This is a genomic window from Pseudomonas sp. FP2196, from assembly GCF_030687715.1.
In the GTDB taxonomy this organism is placed as follows: domain Bacteria; phylum Pseudomonadota; class Gammaproteobacteria; order Pseudomonadales; family Pseudomonadaceae; genus Aquipseudomonas.
Window position 1 is genome coordinate 3,407,084 of record NZ_CP117445.1, and the last position, 23,242, is coordinate 3,430,325.

20 protein-coding genes are annotated in these 23,242 nt (G+C 60.0%); 7 read left to right on the forward strand and 13 right to left on the reverse strand.

The window, feature by feature from the left end; translation table 11 throughout:
- Positions 1-153 precede the first annotated feature (153 nt).
- From PSH79_RS15180 to PSH79_RS15195, 4 genes are all read left to right on the forward strand, one after another.
- Positions 154-1,569: a sigma-54-dependent Fis family transcriptional regulator gene (locus tag PSH79_RS15180; RefSeq protein ID WP_305438118.1), complete on the forward strand. Its 1,416-nt coding sequence runs from the start codon at positions 154-156 to the stop codon at positions 1,567-1,569.
- A gap of 286 nt (positions 1,570-1,855) precedes the next feature.
- Positions 1,856-3,247: a GntP family permease gene (locus tag PSH79_RS15185; protein WP_305438119.1), complete on the forward strand. Its 1,392-nt coding sequence runs from the start codon at positions 1,856-1,858 to the stop codon at positions 3,245-3,247.
- A gap of 7 nt (positions 3,248-3,254) precedes the next feature.
- Entirely contained in the window at positions 3,255-4,028 is a 774-nt protein-coding gene (hbdH, locus tag PSH79_RS15190; protein WP_187679940.1) for a 3-hydroxybutyrate dehydrogenase, read from the forward strand.
- A gap of 35 nt (positions 4,029-4,063) precedes the next feature.
- Positions 4,064-6,019 carry an acetoacetate--CoA ligase gene (locus PSH79_RS15195; protein WP_305438121.1) on the forward strand — a complete coding sequence of 652 codons (1,956 nt, stop codon included), beginning with the start codon at positions 4,064-4,066 and terminating at the stop codon, positions 6,017-6,019.
- A gap of 66 nt (positions 6,020-6,085) precedes the next feature.
- On the opposite strand, the gene PSH79_RS15200 is transcribed toward PSH79_RS15195, so the two are convergent.
- Entirely contained in the window at positions 6,086-7,198 is a 1,113-nt protein-coding gene (locus PSH79_RS15200) for a PilT/PilU family type 4a pilus ATPase (RefSeq protein ID WP_305438122.1), read from the reverse strand.
- Between the two features lie 130 nt (positions 7,199-7,328).
- Between PSH79_RS15200 and PSH79_RS15205 the strand changes: the two genes are divergently transcribed.
- Both PSH79_RS15205 and PSH79_RS15210 read left to right on the forward strand, forming a co-directional pair.
- Positions 7,329-9,866: a PAS domain-containing protein gene (locus PSH79_RS15205; RefSeq protein ID WP_305438124.1), complete on the forward strand. Its 2,538-nt coding sequence runs from the start codon at positions 7,329-7,331 to the stop codon at positions 9,864-9,866.
- A 51-nt stretch (positions 9,867-9,917) separates the two neighbouring features.
- Complete coding sequence (locus PSH79_RS15210; RefSeq protein WP_007912322.1) at positions 9,918-10,193, forward strand: peptidylprolyl isomerase; 276 nt, start codon at positions 9,918-9,920, stop codon at positions 10,191-10,193.
- A 56-nt stretch (positions 10,194-10,249) separates the two neighbouring features.
- Here the strand turns inward: PSH79_RS15210 and PSH79_RS15215 are convergent, their stop codons facing one another.
- The 8 genes from PSH79_RS15215 to PSH79_RS15250 form a co-directional block, all read right to left on the reverse strand.
- Positions 10,250-11,185 (reverse strand): sugar kinase, encoded by a 936-nt coding sequence (locus PSH79_RS15215; protein ID WP_305438139.1) that lies wholly within the window; start codon positions 11,183-11,185, stop codon positions 10,250-10,252.
- 132 nt (positions 11,186-11,317) lie between these two features.
- The gene (locus PSH79_RS15220) at positions 11,318-12,532 is read right to left on the reverse strand and encodes an amino acid deaminase (protein ID WP_305438141.1); all 1,215 of its coding nucleotides are present in this window, start codon (positions 12,530-12,532) and stop codon (positions 11,318-11,320) included.
- A 42-nt stretch (positions 12,533-12,574) separates the two neighbouring features.
- The gene (locus PSH79_RS15225) at positions 12,575-13,339 is read right to left on the reverse strand and encodes an IclR family transcriptional regulator (RefSeq protein WP_305438143.1); all 765 of its coding nucleotides are present in this window, start codon (positions 13,337-13,339) and stop codon (positions 12,575-12,577) included.
- Positions 13,340-13,468: 129 nt separating this feature from the next.
- Entirely contained in the window at positions 13,469-13,858 is a 390-nt protein-coding gene (locus tag PSH79_RS15230) for a RidA family protein (protein WP_305438145.1), read from the reverse strand.
- Positions 13,859-13,888: 30 nt separating this feature from the next.
- Positions 13,889-14,686: an amino acid ABC transporter ATP-binding protein gene (locus PSH79_RS15235; RefSeq protein WP_305438147.1), complete on the reverse strand. Its 798-nt coding sequence runs from the start codon at positions 14,684-14,686 to the stop codon at positions 13,889-13,891.
- Complete coding sequence (locus PSH79_RS15240; RefSeq protein WP_187679949.1) at positions 14,683-15,345, reverse strand: amino acid ABC transporter permease; 663 nt, start codon at positions 15,343-15,345, stop codon at positions 14,683-14,685. The genes PSH79_RS15235 and PSH79_RS15240 overlap by 4 nt, the downstream gene beginning before the upstream one ends.
- Before the next feature lie 9 nt (positions 15,346-15,354).
- Entirely contained in the window at positions 15,355-16,017 is a 663-nt protein-coding gene (locus tag PSH79_RS15245; RefSeq protein ID WP_305438150.1) for an amino acid ABC transporter permease, read from the reverse strand.
- A 52-nt stretch (positions 16,018-16,069) separates the two neighbouring features.
- Positions 16,070-16,918, reverse strand: a complete 849-nt coding sequence (locus PSH79_RS15250) for a transporter substrate-binding domain-containing protein (RefSeq protein ID WP_305438151.1) — start codon at positions 16,916-16,918, stop codon at positions 16,070-16,072.
- 348 nt (positions 16,919-17,266) lie between these two features.
- On the opposite strand from PSH79_RS15250, the gene PSH79_RS15255 reads away from it, so the two are divergent.
- Positions 17,267-17,695, forward strand: a complete 429-nt coding sequence (locus tag PSH79_RS15255) for a co-chaperone YbbN (protein WP_305438153.1) — start codon at positions 17,267-17,269, stop codon at positions 17,693-17,695.
- A gap of 166 nt (positions 17,696-17,861) precedes the next feature.
- Here the strand turns inward: PSH79_RS15255 and PSH79_RS15260 are convergent, their stop codons facing one another.
- The 4 genes from PSH79_RS15260 to PSH79_RS15275 form a co-directional block, all read right to left on the reverse strand.
- Positions 17,862-19,421, reverse strand: coding sequence for a TerC family protein (locus tag PSH79_RS15260; RefSeq protein ID WP_305438154.1), 1,560 nt, complete (start codon positions 19,419-19,421; stop codon positions 17,862-17,864).
- A gap of 402 nt (positions 19,422-19,823) precedes the next feature.
- The gene (locus PSH79_RS15265) at positions 19,824-21,470 is read right to left on the reverse strand and encodes a phospholipase D-like domain-containing protein (protein ID WP_305438155.1); all 1,647 of its coding nucleotides are present in this window, start codon (positions 21,468-21,470) and stop codon (positions 19,824-19,826) included.
- A 91-nt stretch (positions 21,471-21,561) separates the two neighbouring features.
- The gene (locus PSH79_RS15270; protein ID WP_305438156.1) at positions 21,562-22,206 is read right to left on the reverse strand and encodes a VWA domain-containing protein; all 645 of its coding nucleotides are present in this window, start codon (positions 22,204-22,206) and stop codon (positions 21,562-21,564) included.
- A 20-nt stretch (positions 22,207-22,226) separates the two neighbouring features.
- On the reverse strand, positions 22,227-23,231 hold the full coding sequence (locus tag PSH79_RS15275) for an ATP-binding protein (RefSeq protein WP_305438157.1): 1,005 nt from the start codon (positions 23,229-23,231) through the stop codon (positions 22,227-22,229).
- Positions 23,232-23,242: the final 11 nt, after the last annotated feature.

The window sequence follows — 23,242 nt, forward strand, 5'->3', positions numbered from 1 at the left end:
TCGATTTGAAACCCGGTCGCGGCCATCGCTGGCAAGCCAGCTCCCACAGGATTTCAGGTCGCTCACACATGTTGAGTAAACCAAAGAAACTGTAGGAGCTGGCTTGCCAGCGATGGTGTCGGCACTGACAACACAAACCTCGGATCAGTCTTCATGAACACCACCGAAAGCCTCAAGGACTACCAACGGGTTCGCACCCTGGCGATCCGTTCGCTGTTCGAGATCATCGAGCAGTCGAGCGAAGGCACGGTGATTGTCGATCGTGACGCCAACATCGTCTGGATGAATGAGCGTTACGCCCGGCGTTTCGGCCTGGAATCCGCCGCAGGCGCCATCGGCAAGCCCTGTGAAAGCGTGATCCCCGGCAGTCTCCTGCGAGAAGTGGTGCGCACCGGTCGCCCCATTCTGCTGGACATGCAGGACACCCCAAAAGAACCGCTGGTGGTGATGCGCCTGCCGATCCACGACGACGCAGGCACGGTCATTGGCGCCATCGGCTTCGCCCTGTTCGATGAGTTGCGCACCCTGTCGCCGATGCTCAAGCGTTACCTGAGCATGCAGGAAGAACTGGCCTCGACCCGCTCCTTGCTGCGCGCGCGGCAGACCAAATACAACTTCGCCCATTTCATCGGCACCAGTGCCGCCAGCCTCGACGTCAAACGCCGTGCGCGGCGCAGTGCGAGTGCCGAGTCTCCTGTGTTGCTGCTGGGTGAAACCGGTACCGGCAAGGAATTGCTGGCACAGGCGATCCACAGTGCCTCGCCCCGAGCGCACAAAGCCTTCGTCAGCATCAACAGCGCGGCGATTCCCGAGGCGCTGCTGGAAGCAGAGTTTTTCGGCACCGCCCCAGGCGCGTTCACCGGAGCCGACCGCAAGGGGCGCACCGGCAAGCTGCAAATCGCCCAGGGCGGCACGCTGTTCCTTGACGAAATCGGCGACATGCCACTACCGCTGCAAAGCAAATTGCTGCGCGTGCTGCAGGAGAAGGAGTTCGAACCTGTGGGTTCGAACGACGTGATCCAGAGTGATGTGCGGGTAATTGCCGCCACGTCGACGGATCTGCAAGCGGCGATCAAACGCGGCGAATTCCGCGCGGACCTTTATTACCGGCTCAACGTGCTGCCGATCAACGTGCCACCGCTACGTGAAAGGCTCGACGATCTGCCGGCACTCAGCGAAGCCATTCTGGAAGAGTTGCGCAGTCAACATGAGCTGAACCGTGAAGCGTTGACGTTGCTTGGGCAGCATGCCTGGCCGGGCAATATTCGTGAGCTGCGCAATGTGCTGGAACGAGCAGCGCTGCTGAGTGATGACCTGATGCTCACCGAGAACGACATTCGCGCGGCCATCGGTACGTTTACGCCGGTGGAGCGTGCTTCGGCACCGATGATCGAGTCGTTGGCCGAGGAGACATTCGCTCACGCCCGGGAGCGGTTTGATCGGCAGTTGATTCAGTCTGCCCTTGCGCAATGCGGGGGTAAGGTTCCAGAGGCGGCGGCTCGGCTGGGGCTGGGGCGGTCGACGCTGTACAAGAAAATGGTGGCGCTGGGGATCGCCGAGTCTCCTTAAAGAGACATCAGTCTATCTTTGTAGATGATCCATTGAAGATCAAAAGATCGCAGCCTGCGGCAGCTCCTACATGGCAATTCGCATCACCACTGTAGGAGCTGCCGCAGGCTGCGATCTTTTTTGCCCTAAAGAAATCTACAATTCGAGACAAACTTGCGGATCTCAATCCAGTAAAAAACAAGTTATTCATATTTTTCAACAAGTTAGCGAACTGGCACACATCTGGCTATGGGTTCTTGCCACACCCGTTTCAACCACAAAAATAACAATTCTGGAGAGACACACCATGAGTGTGATCATTGCCTTGGCAGCCCTCGCGCTGTTGATGGTGGCTGCGTATCGTGGCTACAGCGTTATCCTCTTCGCCCCCATCGCCGCGCTCGGCGCTGTCCTGCTGACTGACCCGTCCGCCGTTGCCCCAGCTTTCACCGGGGTGTTCATGGAGAAAATGGTCGGTTTCATCAAACTGTACTTCCCTGTGTTCCTGCTCGGCGCCGTGTTCGGCAAGTTGATCGAACTATCGGGTTTCTCGCGTTCGATCGTTGCAGCGGCCATTCGTCTGTTAGGCACAAAGCAGGCCATGCTGGTGATCGTGCTGGTCTGCGCCCTCCTCACCTACGGTGGCGTTTCGCTGTTCGTGGTGGTGTTCGCGGTTTACCCGTTTGCGGCGGAGATGTTTCGCCAGAGCGATATCCCCAAACGTCTGATCCCGGCCACCATCGCCCTCGGCGCGTTTTCGTTCACCATGGACGCCCTGCCCGGGACGCCACAAATCCAGAACATCATTCCCAGCACGTTCTTCAACACCACCGCGTGGGCAGCGCCGTGGCTGGGTGTGATCGGCACGATTTTCGTGTTCTGCGCCGGCATGCTGTTTCTGCAACGTCAACGCAACAAGGCTCAACGCGCCGGTGAAGGCTATGGCACCGAACTGCGCAACGAGCCGGAAACCGCCGAAGACCTGACGCTGCCGAACCCCTGGATTGCGCTGTCGCCGTTGTTGGCGGTGGGCATCATGAACCTGCTGTTCACCCACTGGATTCCGCAGTGGTACGGCAAGACTCACAGCTTGGCGCTGCCAGGCATGGCAACACCGGTGACCACGGAAATCGCCAAACTGACGGCGATCTGGGCCGTTCAAGCCGCGTTGCTGGTCGGGATTTTGATGGTCTTGGCGTTCGGCTTTCAGGCGATTCGCAGCAAACTGGCCGAGGGCAGTAAAAGTGCGGTGAGCGGCGCATTGCTGGCGGCCATGAACACCGCTTCCGAATACGGTTTCGGCGCGGTCATCGCCTCACTGCCAGGCTTTCTGGTACTGGCTGACTGGCTCAAGCAAATCCCCAATCCACTGGTCAACGAAGCGATCACCGTGACCTTGCTTGCGGGTATTACCGGCTCGGCTTCGGGCGGCATGAGCATCGCGTTGGCAGCAATGTCCGAGCAGTTCATCAGCGCCGCCAATGCGGCGAACATTCCGCTGGAGGTGTTGCACCGCGTCGCCGCGATGGCCAGCGGCGGCATGGATACCCTGCCGCACAACGGCGCGGTCATCACGCTATTGGCGGTCACCGGCCTGACCCATCGTGAAGCCTATAAAGACATTTTCTGTATTACGCTGATCAAAACCCTGGCGGTTTTCGTGGTGATCGGCACTTTCTACGCCACTGGCATTGTGTGAGGCATTCATGACGACTCTTACTGGCAAGACCGCACTGGTTACCGGCTCCACCAGCGGCATTGGTCTGGGCATTGCGCTCGTGCTGGCCAAAGCCGGGGCCAATGTTGTTCTCAATGGTTTTGGCGATGCGTCCAAAGTGATCGCTGAAGTGGCGCAGTTCGGCGGCAAGGTCGGCCATCATCCGGCGGATGTCAGCGACCCGGCACAGATCGCCGAGATGATCGCCTACGCCGAACGCGAGTTCGGTGGCGTCGACATTCTTATCAACAACGCTGGCATCCAGCATGTCGCCGCCGTGGAAGAGTTTCCGATTGAACGCTGGGACTCGATCATCGCCATCAACCTCTCTTCGGTGTTTCACAGCACCCGACTGAGTCTGCCAGGTATGCGCGCCAAAGGCTGGGGGCGGATCATCAATATTGCCTCCGTACACGGCCAGGTCGGCTCCACAGGCAAGGCGGCTTACGTTGCTGCCAAACACGGGGTGATCGGCCTGACCAAAGTGGTCGGCCTGGAAACCGCGACCAGCAACGTCACCTGCAATGCGATTTGCCCGGGCTGGGTACTGACGCCGCTGGTGCAGAAGCAGATTGATGATCGCGCCGCCAAGGGCGTCGATCCGCAGCAGGCGCAGCATGATTTGCTGGCCGAGAAACAGCCATCGCTGGAGTTCGTCACGCCGCAGCATCTGGGCGAACTGGTGCTGTTTCTGTGCAGCGAGGCAGGCAGCCAGGTGCGTGGTGCGGCGTGGAATATTGACGGTGGGTGGTTGGCGCAATAAGCCGCGACACCTTCAGGAAAACAAGAGGCAAACAAATGTCCGACATTCTCTGGCAACCCGACGCCGACCGTATCGCCAAGTCGCGCATGGATACGTTCCGACGCTTCGTCAATCAGCGCCATTCGCTCAATCTGGACGACTACCCTGCCCTGCACCAATGGAGCATCGATCAACGCGCAGCGTTCTGGCAAGCCATCGTCGACCTCTTCGACATTCGCTTCCATACCCAGCCAGACGCCGTGCTACGCGAAGGCGAATATATGCCCAGCGCGAAATGGTTTCCCGGCGCCACCTTGAACTTTGCCGAACATTTACTGCGGCGCCGTGATGACGCCGTGGCGGTGGTAAGCGTGGGCGAGAACGGTCAGCGCGAGCAATTGACCTGGGCCGAACTGGCTCACCAGGTCGCCGGTTTCCAGGCCAGTCTGCAAGCCGTGGGGGTGGGTCTCGGCGACCGGGTGGCGGCATGTATGCCCAACACCTGGCAGACGCTGGTGGCGATGCTCGCAACCACCAGCCTCGGGGCAATCTGGTCGTGCTCTTCGCCGGATTTCGGCACCCACGGCGTGATTGATCGTTTCGGCCAGATAGCACCGAAAGTCCTGATCACCTGCGCCGGTTACCGCTATGCCGGCAAAGAGATAGACCAGACGACGAAGCTCAATGAAATCCTTGCGCAACTGCCATCGCTGCGACAGTTGATCATCGTTCCCTGTACGCGTGCGCAAGCGCGCATCGAAGACTATCGCACGCAAGCCAATGTCACCCTGTGGGACGACTTTTATCAGCCCGGCGATGAGCCGCGCTTCGTCCCGGTACCTTTCGCTCATCCGCTGTACGTGCTGTATTCCAGCGGCACCACGGGCGTGCCGAAATGCATCGTGCACAGCACCGGCGGCGTGCTGCTGCAACACGTCAAGGAACATGGCCTGCACGTCGATCTCAGCCCTGGCGATCGCTTGTTTTACTACACCACCTGCGGCTGGATGATGTGGAACTGGCTGGTCTCGGCACTCGCGGTCGGCAGCGCTGTCGTGCTGTACGACGGCTCGCCGTTTCACCCTGGCCCGGAGCGTTTGCTGGATCTGCTCGAGGACGAACGTGTCAGCGTCTTCGGCACCAGCCCCAAATACCTCGCGACGCTGGAGAGCAGCGGCATCAAACCCCACGAAAGCCATGACCTGAGCAGCCTCAAAACCCTGCTGTGCACGGGCTCGGCGCTGTCGCCACAGAGTTATGACTTCGTCTACCGCGACTTCAAGACCGACGTCTGCCTGGCTTCGATGTCCGGCGGTACCGATATCGTTTCCTGCTTCGTCAATGGCAACCCGATGACGCCAGTGCGGCGCGGGGAAATCATGGGCAAGAGCCTGGGCATGGCGGTTGAAGTGTGGAATGACGCCGGGCAGCCGGTGATCGGCGAAAAAGGCGAGCTGGTCTGCACCCGGCATTTTCCGGCGATGCCAATCGGGTTGTGGAACGATGTCGATGGGGAAAAATTGCGCAAATCCTATTTCAACCTGTTCCCCGGTGTTTGGGCACAGGGCGATTACGCCGAACAGTTGCCCCACGGCGCGATGATGATTCACGGTCGCTCCGACGCCGTGCTCAATCCCGGCGGCGTGCGCATCGGTACGGCGGAGATCTATCGACAGGTGGAGAAAATCCCGGAAGTACTCGACAGCGTGGCCATCGGGCAACAGTGGCAAGACGATGTGCGGGTCGTGTTGTTCGTGCGGCTCAAGGACGGCGTGACACTTGATGAAACGCTGCAACAGCGGATTCGTCAGGTCATCCGCGCCAACACCACACCCAGGCATGTGCCCGCAAAGATTGTCGAGGTCACCGACATTCCACGCACCCTCAGCGGCAAGGTCGTGGAGCTGGCGGTGCGCAACGTGGTGCACGAAGAGCCGGTGAAAAATACCGATGCGCTGGCCAATCCCGAGGCACTGGAGCAATTTCGCAATAGAAACGAGTTGCGCAGTTGATCGTAAAGATCACAGCCGGTGGCCGGGGAGACTCGCCCGGCGCCGGCTGTGATCTTTTGATGCTGTCTAATCCACCAACCCCCACTCCCCCGAAGCGGATGGCGGCGGCCCAGGCACCCCATCATCATGCAGTTTCAGGCGCAGACGCAGGTTGTTCACTGAGTCGGCATGGTTGAGCGCCTCCTCCTCGCTGATGACACCTTCCACGACCAACGCAAACAGCGCCGCATCAAACGTCTGCATCCCAAGCTCGGCAGACTTCTCCATGATCGCCTTCAGTTCCCCCAACTCGTTACGGCGAATCAGATCCGCGACCGTCGGCGTACCCAGCATCACCTCGACCGCCGCTCTGCGCTGCCCGTCCAGAGTGCGTACCAGTCGTTGCGATACAAACGCTTTAAGGTGGCTCCCCAACGCATGCAACAGCTGCGCACGCCGCTCTTCGGCAAACATATTGATAATCCGATCCAGCGCCTGATTGGCGTTGTTGGCGTGCAACGTGGAAAGCACCAGATGCCCGGTTTCGGCAAATGCCAAGGCGTGTTCCATGGTTTCGCGGTCACGGATTTCTCCGATCAGCACGACGTCCGGCGCCTGGCGCAGGGTGTTTTTCAGCGCTGCATGAAAGCTGCGGGTGTCGACGCCGACTTCCCGCTGATTGATGATCGACAGCCTGTGTCGATGGATGTACTCGATCGGGTCTTCGATAGTAATGATGTGCCCGGTGCTGTGGCGGTTGCGGTGATCGATCAAGGCTGCCAGCGAGGTCGACTTGCCCGAGTCGGTGGCGCCGACAAACAGGATCAATCCCTGTTTGAGCATCACGGTTTCGAGGAGCACCGGCGGCAGTTTCAAGTCTTCGAAACGCGGAATGTCGAGTTTTACATTGCGAATGACGATCGACACATCGTTGCGCTGCTTGAAGATATTGACCCGAAAGCGGCCAATCCCGGGTCGTGAGATCGCCAGGTTCATTTCCAGATCCCGGTCGAACTCCCGGCGCTGCTCGGCGTCCATCAATGAGGCCGCCATGGCGGCAATTTCGCCGGGTTTGAAGGGTTGTTCGCCGAGCGCCGTCAGTACACCGTCTACTCTTACACTGGGCGGCGCGGCGGTAGACAGGAACAGGTCAGACCCCTGTAAGTTGGACAAACGAGATAACAGTGCATCGATTTCCATGGCAAAAAGCACCCGCGAAGCATTCAATGAGCAGAATTGGCCGCCGTCGTGACGCGACGTGCCATACAGCGTCTATAGCCTGCAACAATGATAGACGCCGCCTCACCGACCGACGCTCAGGATTGATGTGATGAACGCTGTACCGACCAACGACGACGCGCAGGCACTGATCGCCCGCACCGACTGGAGCCGCAGTCCACTGGGCGCGGCAGGAACCTGGCCGCAGAGCCTGCGTACCGCGGTGGATATCGTGATTCACTCGCCGATGCCGATGCTGTTGTTGTGGGGGCCGCAACTCACGCAAATTTATAACAACGGCTTCGCCCTGCTCGCCGGCAGCAAACATCCCCACGCTTTCGGACAGCCTGCGCACCTTATATGGCCGGAACTTCGAGACTTCACTGACCCGATATACAGCGCCGTCCTGCAAGGCCAGGTACGCACCTACAGTGAACGACGCTTCACCCTGCAGCGCGACGGTAAAGACACCGACTTCTGGCTCGACCTCACTTACAGCCCGATTCGCGACGAAACCGCGCAAGTGGCGGGCATCCTGGTCACAGCCATCGAAACCAACGAACGCCGGCGTATCGCCCTGGAGTTGCAACAGCGCTCCGACGATAGCCTCAAGGCTCAGCGCGAAACCGAAGAGCGCTTGCAACTGGCCCTCGCCGCGACAGATGCCGTCGGTACCTGGGACTGGGATATCGGCGAAGACCGCTTCATTGCCGACGCCCACTTCGCCCAGTTGCACGGCATTGATCCATCACGCGCCGCGCAGTTGCCTATCAGTGATTACCTGCACGGCGTGCATCCCGAAGACCGCGCACTGGTCGCCCGCAGCATCAAACACTGCATCACCCATGGCACCGAATACGCCGAGGAATATCGTTTGTTGCTGCCCGGTGGCGAACAACGCTGGGTGTTTGCCCGCGGCCGCTGTTACAAGGATCACCATGGCCGCCCCGTGCGCTTCCTCGGTGCGGCACTGGATCTGACCGAGCGCAAGCAAACCGAACAGGCGTTGCGCCAGAGCCAGACCGAGTTGCAGCTGATCATCAACGCCATGCCGATACTGATCAGCTATGTCGACCACGAAGAACGCTTTCGCCTGAACAATGCGGCCTATCTGGATTGGTACGGTCTGACCCCGCAAGAGTTGTACGGTCGCACCATTCGCGAAGTGATCGGCGAAGAGGCCTACTTCCTGCGCTTGCCGTACATCGCCGAGGCGCTGGCGGGTCGGCCCTGTTCGTTCAGCCTCTACACCCCGCACCGCGATGGCAGCGCCCGCCACGCGCTGATGAATTACCTGCCGCGCCACGGTTCGGACGGTTCGGTCAACGGTTTCTACATCTTTGTGATCGACGAATCCGAGCGCAAGAAAACCGAAGAAGCCCTGCGTAACCTCAATGAAACCCTTGAGGAGCGTGTCAGCGCCCGCACCGAGCAGTTGGCCCAGGCCAATCAGCGTTTGCAGAACGAAATGTTCGAACGCGAGCGCGCTGAAGATGCGTTGCGCCATGCGCAGAAGATGGAGGCGGTCGGTCAGCTTACCGGCGGCATTGCCCACGACTTCAACAACATGCTCACCGGGATCATCGGCAGCCTCGACCTGATGCAGCGCTACATCGCCAACGGTCGCGCCAGCGAGATCGGCCGCTTTACCGAAGCTGCCGTCGCCTCGGCGAACCGTGCAGCAGCCTTGACTCACCGGTTGCTGGCGTTCTCGCGGCGGCAATCGCTGGATCGCAAGCAACTGAACGTCAACGAACTCATTCACTCGCTGGAAGACCTGATCCGCCGCACCAAGGGCGATCCAATCGACCTCAAGTTAACGTTGGCCGATGACTTGTGGCCGGTGAGCACTGACGTCAGTCAATTGGAAAACGCCCTGTTGAATCTGGTGATCAACGCCCGCGATGCCATGCCTGAGGGCGGAGAGTTGCTGATCGAAACTGCAAACGTCTATCTCGACGGCAGTGATATCACCACCCTCGAACCGGTCAAGGCCGGCGATTACCTGATGCTCGCGGTCAGCGACAACGGCACGGGAATGACGCCATCGGTCAGGTCAAAGGCGTTCGACCCCTTCTTCACCACCAAGCCGATCGGCCAGGGCACCGGGCTTGGCCTGTCGATGATTTACGGTTTTGCCCAGCAATCGGGTGGGCATGTCAGCCTTGACAGCTTGCCCGGCCAAGGCACCTGCGTGCGTCTGTACTTGCCGCGAATGGTTGGCCTGGAAGCGGAACGTCTGCCAGTCGAGTCCACCGAGCCGCAACCGGCCACGGCCACCGGTGAATCCGTGGTGGTGGTCGAAGACGACCCGGCGGTGCGCATGCTGGTACTCGATCTGCTCAAGGAGTTGGGGTATCAGGCGCACGAAGCCGAGGACGCCCGGGTTGCTCTGCCGTTGCTCGAATCCGATCTACGCGTGGACCTGCTGGTCACCGACGTCGGCCTGCCGGGCATGAATGGTCGGCAACTGGCGGAAATCGCCCGTCAGCATCGCCCGGGCCTCAAAGTATTGTTCATGACCGGTTATGCGCAAAAAGCCGCCGAACGCCAGGGCTTTCTCGAGGACGGCATGGACATGGTGGCGAAACCGTTTTCCATCGAGCTATTGGCCGGCAAGATCCGTGCGATGATCAGCCAAACCTCTTGAGTTGAGGCATAATCCGCGCCCCGCCGTCACCCCGTTATCAGGTATCGCAAGATGAAAGCCCAAGCCCGCCACATTCTGGTGAAAACCGCCGAAGAAGCAGAACAGCTCAAACAACGTATCGCCAAGGGTGAAGCGTTTGATGTGTTGGCCAAGAAATTTTCAACCTGCCCGTCCGGCAAGCGCGGCGGTGATCTGGGTGAAGTGCGGCCGGGGCAGATGGTGGGGGCGATTGATGCGGTGATTTTCAAGAAGCCGCTGCGTACGGTGCACGGGCCGATCAAGAGCAAGTTTGGTTATCACCTGGTGCAGGTGTTTTACCGCGATTGAATGCCCCAACCTCCCCTGTAGGACTTCACCGAAGGCTCCTACAGGGGGTAGAGATTTCAGGTTTTGGGGATCAGAGCTCCGGGCACCTGGATCACTTGGCTTGCCAATCGGTGGCCGGCCTCGGCAGCTTCAACCGGACTGCCACCGAGCAAACGACTGGCCAGATACGCCGCACTGAACGAATCCCCCGCCGCCGTCGTGTCCACTACCTTCTCGACCTTCTGCGCCGGCACTTCAAACGTGTCACCGTCACATCGAATCAGGCATGCCTCGGCGCCGCGCTTGAGCACCACTTCCGGCGTGCCGATCTGCGCGTAAGCGTCGAACACCGCATCGCAATCGGCAAAACCAAACAGCGCCTGCTCGTCATCCACCGTCAGTAACGCCAGATCGACATGCGGCAACACGCTGCGATAGGCCGCCTGCGCGTCTGCCTGTGACGCCCACAAACGGGGTCGGTAGTTATTGTCGAAGACAATCCGTGCATCCCGCTGACGCGCTTCGATCAGCACCTGAATCAATCGTTCGCGGCCCTGCGCACCGAGCACAGCCAAGGTAATGCCGCTGAAATACAGCACGTCGTAATCCGGCAACGCGGCCAGAATCGGCTCGGCGGCCGGGGTGGTGAAGCAATCGCGCACGGCCGCTTCGTTGCGCCAGTAGAGAAAGCGCCGTTCGCCGTTGGCGTCAGTCTGGATGCAATACAAGCCCGGCAAGCGACCGGGCAGGCGCTGCACCAGGTCTAGGCCAATACCTTCGCTGGTCCAGATCTGGCACATGGCGTCGCTGAAACTGTCATCGCCCAGCGCCGTGACGTAATCGACCTGAGCCTTGTCGCCCAGGGCGCGAGACAGGTAGACGGCAGTGTTGAGTGTGTCGCCGCCAAAGCTTTGCTGCAGGCTGCCGTCAGCGCGCTGCTGAAGTTCGATCATGCATTCGCCGATCAGGGCGATGCGTGGGGTGTTGGGGCCCAAGGGGCTGAGGGTGGTCATTTTTTGTGGTGTCTCTGGTGATTTGGTGGTGTTGTGTCTGACCTCATCGCGAGCAGGCTCACTCCTACATTTGGAATGCGATCCCCTGTAGGAGTGAGCCTGCTCGCGATTGGCCGCACTCGGTTTCAAGTCTTAGAAACAGGTTTCCATGCTTTCGATCACCGCCAACTGCTCATCCACCAGCAACCCCACACGCCACTTGTCAAAGGTCAGGCACGGGTGCGAAGTGCCAAACGAAACGATGTCGCCGACGCGCAGTTCAACGCCCGGCGCCACGGTCATGAACGCGTGCTGGTCCATCACCGCGGTCACCTTGCATGCACCGACATCATCGCCCTCCGCCGGCAACACCCCAGCCTTGTAACGAAGCAGCGGCACCGGCAGCCCGGCATCGAACGCCACATCACGCTTGCCCAGGGCAATCACCGCGAACCCCGGCTCCGGCATCGACTGTACGTGCGCCCAGACTTCCAGCGCCGGCCGCAGCCCCTCATGCAAATCGCTACGACGATCCAGCACGCAGCACTGCGCCTCTTTGTAGATGCCATGGTCGTGCGCCACGTAGCTGCCCGGACGCAACACGCTAAGGAAGCGGCCGCCAGCGTTCTGCGCTTCGAACGATTCGGCAATCAGGTCGTACCACGCTGACCCCGAAGCGGTGATGATCGGCTTGGGAATAGCAAACGCGCCGCTGTCCTGCAATTGCACCGCCAGACGCACCAGCGACGCGGCGAACGCGCGAATGCCGCTGACCGCGTGATCACCGTGAATCACGCCTTCGTAACCTTCGATACCGGTCAGAACCAACGCCGGTTGCGCATTGATCGCTTTGGCCAGCTCAATGACTTGCGACTCGCTGCGGCAACCGCAACGCCCACCGACCACGCCGTACTCGATCATCACGTTGAGCTTCATCCCGCGCGAAGCGAAGTAAGCGCCGAGATCGGCGACATTGTCCGGATGATCGACCATGCAATGGAAATCGAACGACGGATCGGCCAGCAGATCGGCAATCAGCGCCATGTTCGGCGTGCCGACCAATTGGTTGGCCATCAGCACCCGACGCACACCGTGGGCGTAGGCCGCGCGGGTCTGGGTAGCACTGGCGAGGGTGATGCCCCAGGCGCCCGCGTCGAGCTGACGCTTGAACAGTGCCGGGGTCATGCTGGTCTTGCCGTGGGGCGCGAGTTCGGCGCCGCTGTCGCTGACAAACTTCTGCATCCAGCGAATGTTGTGCTCCAGCGCTTCGCGGTGCAGCACCAGTGCCGGCAGGCTGACGTCACGCACCAGGTGCGCACCGATAGCGGCATCGCCCTTTTCCACAGCAGTATTGATGGCAGTCGTCATGGTCAAATTCCTCGCATTCGTTCGCGGCGCAGACGGCCGCGGTTATTCGTTGATTCGCCGGGCGAGACTGTTGGCGCTCTCGATCAGAACCCGGCGATAGTCGTTGTAATTGTTCTTCGCGTCCGCCCGTGGGGCGACGATGCACAGGGTGCAGATTGCAACGCCGGAAGGGTCTTTGACCGGTGCCGCGAAGCAATGGGTGAAGGTGTCGGCAACACTGTCGAAAGAGAAAAACCCATCGATACCAGCCTGACGGATCTCCGCCAGAAACCGCTCCAGCGGCAGGCGTTCGCCGTCGGGCAGGATGTAGTCGTCTTCGTCGATCAGGTCGATGATTTGCTGATCGCTCAGGTGCGCGAGCAGCAAGCGCCCGGACGCGGTCCATGGGATCGGCGCGTTCTCGCCGATATCAGAGGAAATGCGGAAATGCCGCTCGCCCTCCTTCATCAGCGCCACGGTGTATTTGCGCCCGTTGAGCAGGCACATCTGCGCGGTCTCGCGGGTTTGGCTGACGATCTCCTGCAAGGCGTGATCGGCTTCGCGGCTGAGGTCGAAATGGCGCAAATGCGCCTGACCGAGAAAGTACAGCTGCCGGCCGAGATAGACGTGACCGTCCTTGCCCACCGGCTCGAGGATTCGACGCTCCAGCAAGGAGGCGACCAGTTCGTAGACAGTCGATTTCGGGCTGCCGATGCCGTTGGCGATGTCGTTCGGACGCAGCGGCTGGCCGATTTCCTTGAGGAAATCGAGGATATCGAACGCCCGGTCCAGACCGCGTGCCCTGCGTTTGATGGTGTCTTCGGTCATGTCAGTACTCACTCAAATTCCCCTGTAGAAGCTGCCGCAGGCTGCGATCTTTTGATCTTGCCTTTCTGGCGCATGCAAAATTGCCAAAAGATCGCAGCCTTCGGCAGCGCCTACAAGAGCCACCGCCGGTCAGGACTTCTTCTTGTACGCAATGCAATCAATCTCAACCTTGCAATCCACCATCATGCTCGCTTGCACACACGCCCGCGCCGGGGCGTGTTCCGGTTTGAAGTACTCGCCGAAGACTTTGTTGAAACTGCTGAAATCCCGCGGATCGTCCAGCCACACGCCGGCGCGCACCACATCTTCCAGGCCATAACCGGCCTCTTCGAGAATCGCGATCAGGTTCTTCATGGTCTGGTGCGTCTGCTCGACGATGCCGCCAACAATGATCTCGCCATCCACCGCCGGCACCTGGCCGGACACGTGCAGCCAGCCATCCGCTTCAACGGCGCGGGCGAATGGACGAGGCTGGCCGCCAGCGGCGGTGCTGCCGGTACCGTAACGCGTAATGCTCATGGTGTTTCTCCTGATTACAAAAGTGAAAATTCAGAACCGCGTACTTTTCAGAAACTCAGCCAGACGCGGCGATTGCGGGCGTTCGAACAGCTCCTTGGGAGGTCCCTGCTCTTCGATTCGCCCCTGATTCATGAAAACGATCTTGTCCGAGACCTCGAAGGCGAAACGCATCTCGTGGGTCACCAGCAACATGGTCATGCCGTCTTCGGCCAGCCCCTTGATCACGTTGAGCACTTCGCCGACCAACTCCGGGTCGAGGGCTGAAGTGACTTCGTCGAACAGCATCAGACTCGGGTTCATCGCAATCGCCCGGGCAATCGCCACACGCTGTTGCTGGCCGCCGGACAACTGACCGGGAAAGTGATTGCGCCGTTCCAGCAGGCCGACCCGCTCCAGCCATTTCTCGGCCAGCACCACGGCTTCGTCCTTGTGCATCTTTTTCACCTTGAGCAAGCCCAGGGTGACGTTCTGCAAGGCCGTCAGATGCGGGAACAGGTTGAATTGCTGGAACGCCATGCCGGTCATGGCGCGATGCCGTGCGATGACTTTTTCGCCATGGCGCACGCGCTTGCCGTTGACCTCGTCGTAGCCGATCGATTCGCCCTCAAGCAGAATCTGCCCACCCTGGAACTCTTCGAGCATGTTCACGCAGCGCAGCAGCGTGGTCTTGCCGGAACCGCTGGAACCGATCAGCGTGACGACGTTGCCACGCTGCATGCTCAGGTCGACACCCTTGAGCACTTCGACCGTGCCGTACTGTTTGTGCAGACCACGGATGTCCAGCAGTGGCTGGCCGTTTTGAACGTTGGAAACTTGAGCTTCAGTCATGGCAAGGCCACCCGCTTTTCAATGTGCCGGCCGAGTAATTCGATGCCGAAGTTGATGACGAAGAACAGAAAACCGGCGAACAGGTAAAACTCCAGGGTCATGAAGTTCCGGGCGATGATCTGTTGGGTACTGAGCAGCAATTCGGCGACGCCGATCACCGAAAGCAAGGTCGATGCCTTGACGATTTCGGTGGACGAGTTGACCCAGGTCGGCAGGATCTGCCGCAGTGCCTGGGGCAACAGCACATAGCCGAGGGATTGGTAAAAAGTCAGGCCGATGGCCTTGCTGGCTTCCATCTGCCCACGGGGCAACGCTTGCAACGCACCGCGCACGATCTCGGCGACGTGAGAGCCGCAGAACAGCGTCAGCCCCAACGCGCCGGCCTGAAACGCGCTGATCTGCCAGCCGAGCGCCGGCGCCATGTAGAAGCAGGCCAGCACCAGCACGAACACCGGAGTGCCGCGAATAATGTCGACGTAAAAGCGAAACGGTGCGCGCATCCAGAACTTGCCGTAGGTCAGCACCAGGCCGGCAAACACACCGAGAATCGTGCCAAACAGAATCGCCAGCGCCGAGGCCTGCACACTGGTCAGAAAGCCTTGCCAGAGCGGCTCGCGCGCCACCCATAATTCATGCAACCAACTGGGAGATTCGTACATCGCAGCCTCCTATCGGCGGATCGCCAGACGCTGCTCGAGGTAACGCAGCAGCATGGCAATGAGGTAACAGGCCGCGACATACAACGCCGTGGTCACCAGCCAGGTTTCGATCACCCGGTAGCTCTCGACGTTGATCTTGCGCGCGTAATAGGTCAGCTCCGGCACCGCAATCGCAGCGGCCAGCGAGGTGTCCTTGAACAGCGAAATGAAGTTGTTCGACAGCGCCGGCAAGACGTTGCGCAGCATCACCGGCACGGTGACGTAAGCCTTGACCTGCCATTCGCCGAGGCCGATCGCCAGCCCGGCTTCGCGCAGGCCTTTGGGGATGCTGAGCAAACCACCTCGGAACACTTCGGTCAGGTACGCCCCGGCATACAGCGACAGAGTGATGATGAACGACGGGATCTTGTCCAGCCGGATGCCCAGGCTCGGCAGTGCAAAGTAGATCAACAGAATCAACACCAGAATCGGCGTGTTACGGACCACCGTGACGTACACCGAAGCCAGCACCCGCAAGGCGCGATGCTTTGACAGCAAGGCAAACGCCATCAGCAGGCCGATCACGCAACCGATGGCGATCGACACCAGCGCCAGTTCAAGGCCCAGACCGAGCCCCGCCAGCAAGGTGTCGAAATCGCGCCACACGGCGGCAAAGTTCAACTGATAGTTCATGGTCAGCAGTACCTTGAGCGGGGCGCGTTATCGGCGCCCCACTCTCACGGGATCATTTGAATTCGACAGGGAAACCGATGGCTGGGGACGGCAGATCCACACCAAACCATTGCTTGAACGACGCCGCGTAAGTCGGGAATTCAACGCCGGTCATGGCTTCATGCAGCGCGGTGTTGACGAAGTTCAACCAGTCCTGATCGCCGCGTTTAACCGCGCAGGCGTAGGTCTGTGGGCTCCAGGCGTATGCCGGGCTGCGGTAGCGGCCAGGGTTCTGCACCATCAGGTATTTGACCGAGGACTGGTCGGTGGCGGCTGCATCGGCGCGGCCGGAGTTCACCGCCTGATACATCAGATCGACGCTGTCGTACTGATCGACCTTGGCCTTTGGAAGCGCCTGATGCACCAGCTCTTCGGCATAGACGTTTTGCAGTACGGCCACGGTGACGCTGTCACCGGCAGCCTGCAGGTCTTCGATTTCCTTGTACTTGCTGTTGTTCGGCAGCAACAGGCCGACGCCTTCGCGGTAATACGGCAGGGTGAACGCGACTTGCTGGGCGCGGCTGGCGGTCACAGTGATGAACTGACAGCTCATGTCGACTTTGTCGGTGAGCAGATTGGGAATCCGTGCATCGGACGACTGTACGACGAACTCGACTTTGCCCGGATCGTTGAACAGACCTTTGGCCACCATCCTGGCGATGTCGATATCAAACCCCTGCAACTTGCCGTCCGCGCCTTGAAAGTGCCACGGCGCATTGGTGCTGCCGGTGCCCACAATCAGTTTCCCACGGGCCAGAACACTGTCGAGCTTGCTGTCGGCTGCCTGGGCCATACCCATGGCAGCGGACGAAGCCGCAAGAACAAAAACACACGCTTTGAACAAAGAAGGTCGGCGATGCATGGCAAGCACTCCAGGATGATGTTTATTCCGCTATAACGGATCTCGGTTTGTTACTACGGAATAGACAGCAGAAAGTGTGCCACAGGAAACGCGAGGAATCTGCAACGGATTGAAAAGATCGGGGAATCAAAGAGATAAGCGAGTCGCAGACGACGGTGTTGAGCGGTGTGCCTCCACCGTGCGCTACCGCGGGCCACACATTGCGGGTAGCGGGGCCACATCTCGGTGCACCGTTGTTGATACTGCACACCTGGTTCGCACTGTCACCTGTCAGCTCTGACAGTAGATCAATGCTTTGCGGAGTATTACCGTCAACCCAGCCGACATCACCAATGCAACGAGGTTGATATGCGCCCTGCAACGCAGCGTCCAGACCTGCCCGACACCTACCGCAAAGCCCTGAATACCTGGCGCCCGGTAATCCTGTATTTCGCCAACGAACACTGCCCTGCTTGCGAATCGGCCGGACCGGTGTTTCGTCAGATTGCCGAGCCATATCGGCACCGGGCGAACATCTACATGCTCAACACCAGTGAGTCGCCGCGCCATCCGCAGGTCACGGGCACGCCGACGGTACTGTTCTACAAGAACGGCAGGCTGGTGAAAAAGCTCAAGGGGATTGGCACTGAAGAAACGCTGGCGGCGGATTTCGCCCGGCACATTGGCAGGACCAGGGCACCGTTGGTGCAGGCAAAGCAGCGACATGACCTGCCATGGTTGCGCCGCACGCTGAGCGGGCTATGCACGATCACGCGTGCGCATCGTCGGGTGATTTGAGGCAGTGCAATTCCCGTAATCGTCGCGGCGTCTGCCAAATTGCTTTCGCGGGCAAGCCCGCGCCCACAGGGGTCATTGTCGTTCACATATTTCGGGTACGACGCGGACACTGTGGGAGCGGGATTGCCCGCGAAGGGGCCGGCACCGTCAGCGCAAGAATGCTGACTTACGCAGGTTCGCGCACCAACAACACCCGCGTCACCCGCCGCTCCTCAACGGCTTTGACGGTCATCTGCCAGCCTTCATATTGCAGTCGGTCGTCAATCACCGGCAGCCGGTCCAACAGACTCATGACCAAACCGGCCACGGTCTGATAATCCTCGGTGGGCTCGGCGCCAAAACCGGTACGCTGGCGAACACGCGCCAGGTTCAATGCGCCACTGACCATAAAACCGCCCTGCTCCTCGATCACGTCAGGGCCTTCGATTTCGCTGGCATCGGGCAACTCGCCGGCAATCGATTCAAGAATGTCGGTCATGGTCAACACGCCGACAAAGTCGCCGAATTCATTGACTACAAAGGCAATGTGGGTCGACGCCGCACGCATCTGTTCCAGCGCGTTGAGGATCGAGTAGCTGTCGAGCAGATTGATGGTCTTGCGCGCCAAGTGCTCCAGATTCGGCTCAGCGCCGGCCAGGTACTCCTTGAGCAATTCCTTCTTGTGCACGAAGCCCAGCGGTTCATCCACCACACCCTCGCGAATCAGCGGCAGGCGCGAGTAGGACGAGTGCATCAACTTCGTGCGAATCGCCTCGGCATCGTCGGCCAGATCGATAGTGTCGACGTCGGCGCGCACGGTCATCAGGCTGCGGATCGGCCGCTCGGCCAGTTGCAGCACGCCGCTGATCATCACCCGTTCACGACGGTCGAACAGTTCCCCGCTTGGCGCTTCTCCGTTGTCCAGCAGGTCGGAAATCTCTTCGCCGACCTCCTCCACCGCCAGTTTGCGTCCGCCAAGCAAGCGCAGCACCGCGTGCGCCGTGCGTTCGCGCATCGGGCGCAGGCCCTGCATGGAGCGTTTGCGGCGCGCCCGGGCGATCTGGTTGAACACCTCGATCAGAATAGAGAAACCGATGGCCGCGTACAGATAGCCTTTCGGGATGTGGAAGCCCAGGCCTTCGGCGGTCAGGGCGAAACCGATCATCATCAAAAAGCCCAGACACAGCATGATCACGGTCGGATGCGCGTTGACGAAGCGCGTCAGCGGCTTGCTCGCAACGATCATCAGGCCGATGGAAATGATCACCGCGATCATCATCACCGCCAGTTCATCGACCATGCCCACAGCGGTAATCACTGCGTCCAGCGAGAACACGGCGTCGAGCACGACGATCTGCGCGACGATCGGCCAGAACAGCGCATAAGCGGTGTTACTTGAGCGCTCGCCGACATGGCCTTCCAGCCGTTCATGCAACTCCATGGTGGCCTTGAACAACAAGAACACACCGCCGAACAGCATGATCAGGTCACGGCCGGAGAAGCTCTTGTCGAACACCTCGAACAACGGCTGCGTCAGAGTGACCAGCCAGGAAATACTCGCCAACAGGCCCAGGCGCATGATCAGTGCCAGCGACAGGCCGATGATGCGCGCGCGATCACGCTGATGCGGCGGCAGTTTGTCCGCGAGGATTGCGATGAACACCAGGTTGTCGATACCCAGCACCAATTCCAGCACGATCAATGTCAACAAGCCCAACCAGGCCGTGGGATCCGCTAACCATTCCATAAAACGTCTCGATCTCTCTTCAGTGAATTCAGGTTGCCGGACACGGCAAAGCGCAACGCGAAGGCTCATTGGCCGCGTTATCAACGATAGTCGGGTGACGGAAAACCGGATGCTGCGAGTGCGTCAAGACCGCGCCATAGCGCAAGGGGAATGGATAACTGGGAGGCTCCGAGAGGGTGTTCATGTAGATCCTGAATGAAAAAAGGCCTTGCAGCGTACAGCCTGAAGAGACTTTTCCCACAACTCGAAATCATTTCAAAATCTGTAACAACCACATGCCCCCCCCTCTGGGAGTTGCCGCAGGCTGCGATCTTCGATCTTGATTCTAAAAAACAAAGTCAAAAGATCGTCCGATCGCGGCCTGAGCCTTCGGCAGCTCCTACAGGGGATGTCGTGGCTTGATCAGCGGCCGGCAAACCGCAGGCGTGACAACTGCCGCAAATCCCCTTCGACGTAATAATCGTTGGTCCAATGGTCATTCACCGCCAACGGCTTCACTTGCTTCAACGCGAGTTTCTTCGCGAAGTAACGAAACCGGTAATGTTCGTAAAACCGCAGCAGCTCAAGGCCATAACGATCCGCCAGATCGGTGTCGCCGCGAATGATCAGGTAGTTTTCGTCATTGCCGTTGCTGGCCGAGGCACTGAAGTTGTGGCTGCCGCTGATAATAGTCGGCGTGTCCGTCGTGAAGTCGACGACCACCGCTTTGGTATGCACCAGCAGATTACCCTTCTGGCCCTTCATGTTCTCGCGCAGCCAGCCTTCCAGCCCCGTGTTGAGCAATGCGGTGGCGGCGAATTCGGCGCTGCGGTCGGCGTGAAAACCGGTGATTCGGCTGGTGGTGTTTTGCAGGCCGTAACGCAGGATGTCGTCGTGTGGCTGGCCGAGCAAGGCATTGAGGATCGCGTCAGGCAAGACGAACGCAGTGACGAACAGGACATCCTTCTTCGCCGCTTCGATGATCTCGACGAACTCGCGTAGATCCCCGCCGCCGGTACGTGGCGAGAACCCGGTAAACAGCGGCTGCGCAGCGTCCATCGGGTTATGTTCCGTAATCCAGTCACGGGTGGCACCGACATCATCGGGATCGTCCCAGATCCGTTCGAAAATCCGCAGATAGCTCGAACTCACGGGTGCGCCATCAAGCACATGCACCACATTGGCCTGCCGATACACGCCGTTCGCGGTGAAATTGGTGCTGCCGCACAACACGGCTTGCGGTTGGCGCTGCCCCGCGGCATCGAGTCGGCTGAGGACGATGAATTTGTTGTGGAAGATGTTGTGCGTCACCCGCCCACGTTTGCTCGTCGCCGGCAGTTTCGCCAGACTCGCCTCGTTGATTGTGGTGTCTTCGTCGTCGACTCGGGCGTGATACAGCACTCGAATCTGCACACCCCGCTCGAACGCCGCATTCACCGCATCGACGATGGCCTGCAACTGATATTCGTAAATGGCAATGTCCAGCGCCCAGTCAGCACCAACGGCTCGCTCGATAAAACCCAGCAAACGCCCGAGCAAGCCGTTTTCCAGCCATTGCCGTGGCGCATCCGGCCAGGCTTCGATGGGCATGTTTTTGTTGGCGCTGATCTGTGCATCAAGATCGGGAAATTTGCGCTGGAACGCCTGGCTGGCCGCGACCGCACGGTTGAAGATCACGCTTTGGCTGGCCGGGCGACCGTCGTCTGAACTGATCGTCAGCTCCAGCGACTCGCCCAGTTGCGGCGCATCGGGCGTGCCATAAGCCAAGTGAACGCGATAGTGAATCGTCATCCCCGGATTAACCGCGTAATCGGCCCAGCGGAATTTTTGCAACGGGGCTTTATCGCTGGGCGTGGCGTGAAACTGCGGGAAAGTGTGGGCTTTGCCGGGGAACGTCAGGCTGTTGAAGAGGAACAGCCACGGCTTGGCGCCCTGCTGCTTTTCGATGGCGAACCCTAGCAAGCCTTTGCGACGCGACTCCGCGAGGTCCATCGCCAACAGCACGCCATTGGTGCCCGCGTAGGCTTTGACGCGGAAATCGTCTTGAGCATTCTTGACCAACACGCGCATCGATCACTCCTTGTGATGGGGCTGGGTGCAGCATAGAGCAGGAAGCAAAATTGGCTAATCATGCCAAACCCTTCGGCAGCGCCTACAGATGTCAGACCGAAACCAGCTCATCGATATGTCGATAATCCGCGTCTAGCGCCCCCGCCAGATCCTTCGCCCGGCCCAACCGAATCGGCCCACGCTCGATATCGATCAACAGCCCCGGACACCCTAGCACCGGCAACCCCGACCACGCCTTCAAACGTCCATCCGTCACCACCAGCAACCGCTGTTGCTCGGCGGGAAAGCGCTTGCGCCGCACGCCCAACCATTGCTGCGCCTGATTCAGCGCTGCCAGCAGCGGCGTACCACCGCCCGCGCCCAATTCATCAAGCCAGATGCGTAAACCGCTGGACGCCTTCAAACCCTGCACCTGCCACTGCGGCGCCGTACCGCTGGCGGTCAACAACGCCAACCGCGCGCGCTGGCGATAGGCGTCATCGAACAGTTGCGCAAGCAGGCCTTTGGCATCGCTCAGTGCGTTATGACGGCGCGTTGAGGCCGAGGCATCGACGATCACCAGCCACAACTCATGGGGCGAACGCGTGCGCAGTTGAAACAGCAGATCTTCACGGTTTTGCGGACGGCCATTGAGCAGCGTTCCCGGCCAGTTCACCGAGCCACTGCGGGCTGCATGACGTTTGCCCTGGCGTCCGTTGTCGAGTTGTCCGGCACGGGGTCTGGCATTCGCCCCCACATCAGACCGGGGGCGAATGCCTAAATCTTTTTTGGCCAGCTCGGCACTTCACGACGGCTGCCGGTGGCAAGCGCTGTAGCCGGCATGTCGCCCCACTGACCCTGCCCTTCGTTCGGGTTGGCCTGCGCGTTGGCTGGGGATTGCGCGGGTTGTTGCTGAGGACTCGACCGGGTTTGTTCACGACGACGATGGCGCAAGGCAAATTCCGCCACCGCGTCAATGTCCTGTTCGGCAATGGCCGTGGCGCCGCGCCATGCAGCATGGGCGCGGGCAGCGCGCAACCACACCAGATCCGCGCGCAAACCATCGACGCCAGCGGCAAAACAACGCTCGGTGATTTGCGCCAGAGCCGCATCATCCAGAGGAATACCGGCCAAGGTAATTCGGGCATTTTCACAACGTTCGCGAAGGGTTTGCTGCTCGGTTTCCCAAAGCGCACAGAACGTTTGCGGGTCGCTATCGAAGTCGAGACGACGACGGATTATCTGCCCACGCTCGCTCGGTGCGGTGTGGCCACTGAGCGCGACGTTCAGACCGAAGCGGTCGAGCAACTGCGGACGCAACTCTCCCTCTTCCGGGTTCATGGTGCCGATCAGGACAAACTTCGCCGAATGCCGATGGGAGATGCCGTCGCGCTCGATCAGGTTGGTGCCGCTGGCAGCGACATCGAGCAGCAGATCCACCAAGTGATCGGGCAACAAGTTGACTTCATCGACGTAGAGCACGCCGCCATCGGCCTTGGCCAGCACACCGGGGGAAAACTGCGCGCGACCGTCGCTCAGCGCCGCGTCGAGATCGAGTGTGCCGACCAGCCTTTCTTCGGTGGCGCCCAGCGGTAGCGTGACGAACTGGCCGCTGGCGAGCAGATCCGCCAGGCCTCGCGCCAGAGTGGTTTTAGCCATGCCGCGCGGGCCTTCGATGAGTACGCCGCCGATTTTCGGGTCGATGGCGGTGAGGCACAGGGCGAGTTTCAGATCGTCGGCGCCGACCACGGCAGAGAGCGGGAAATGCGGGGTGTCGGTCATTGATTTTTTTC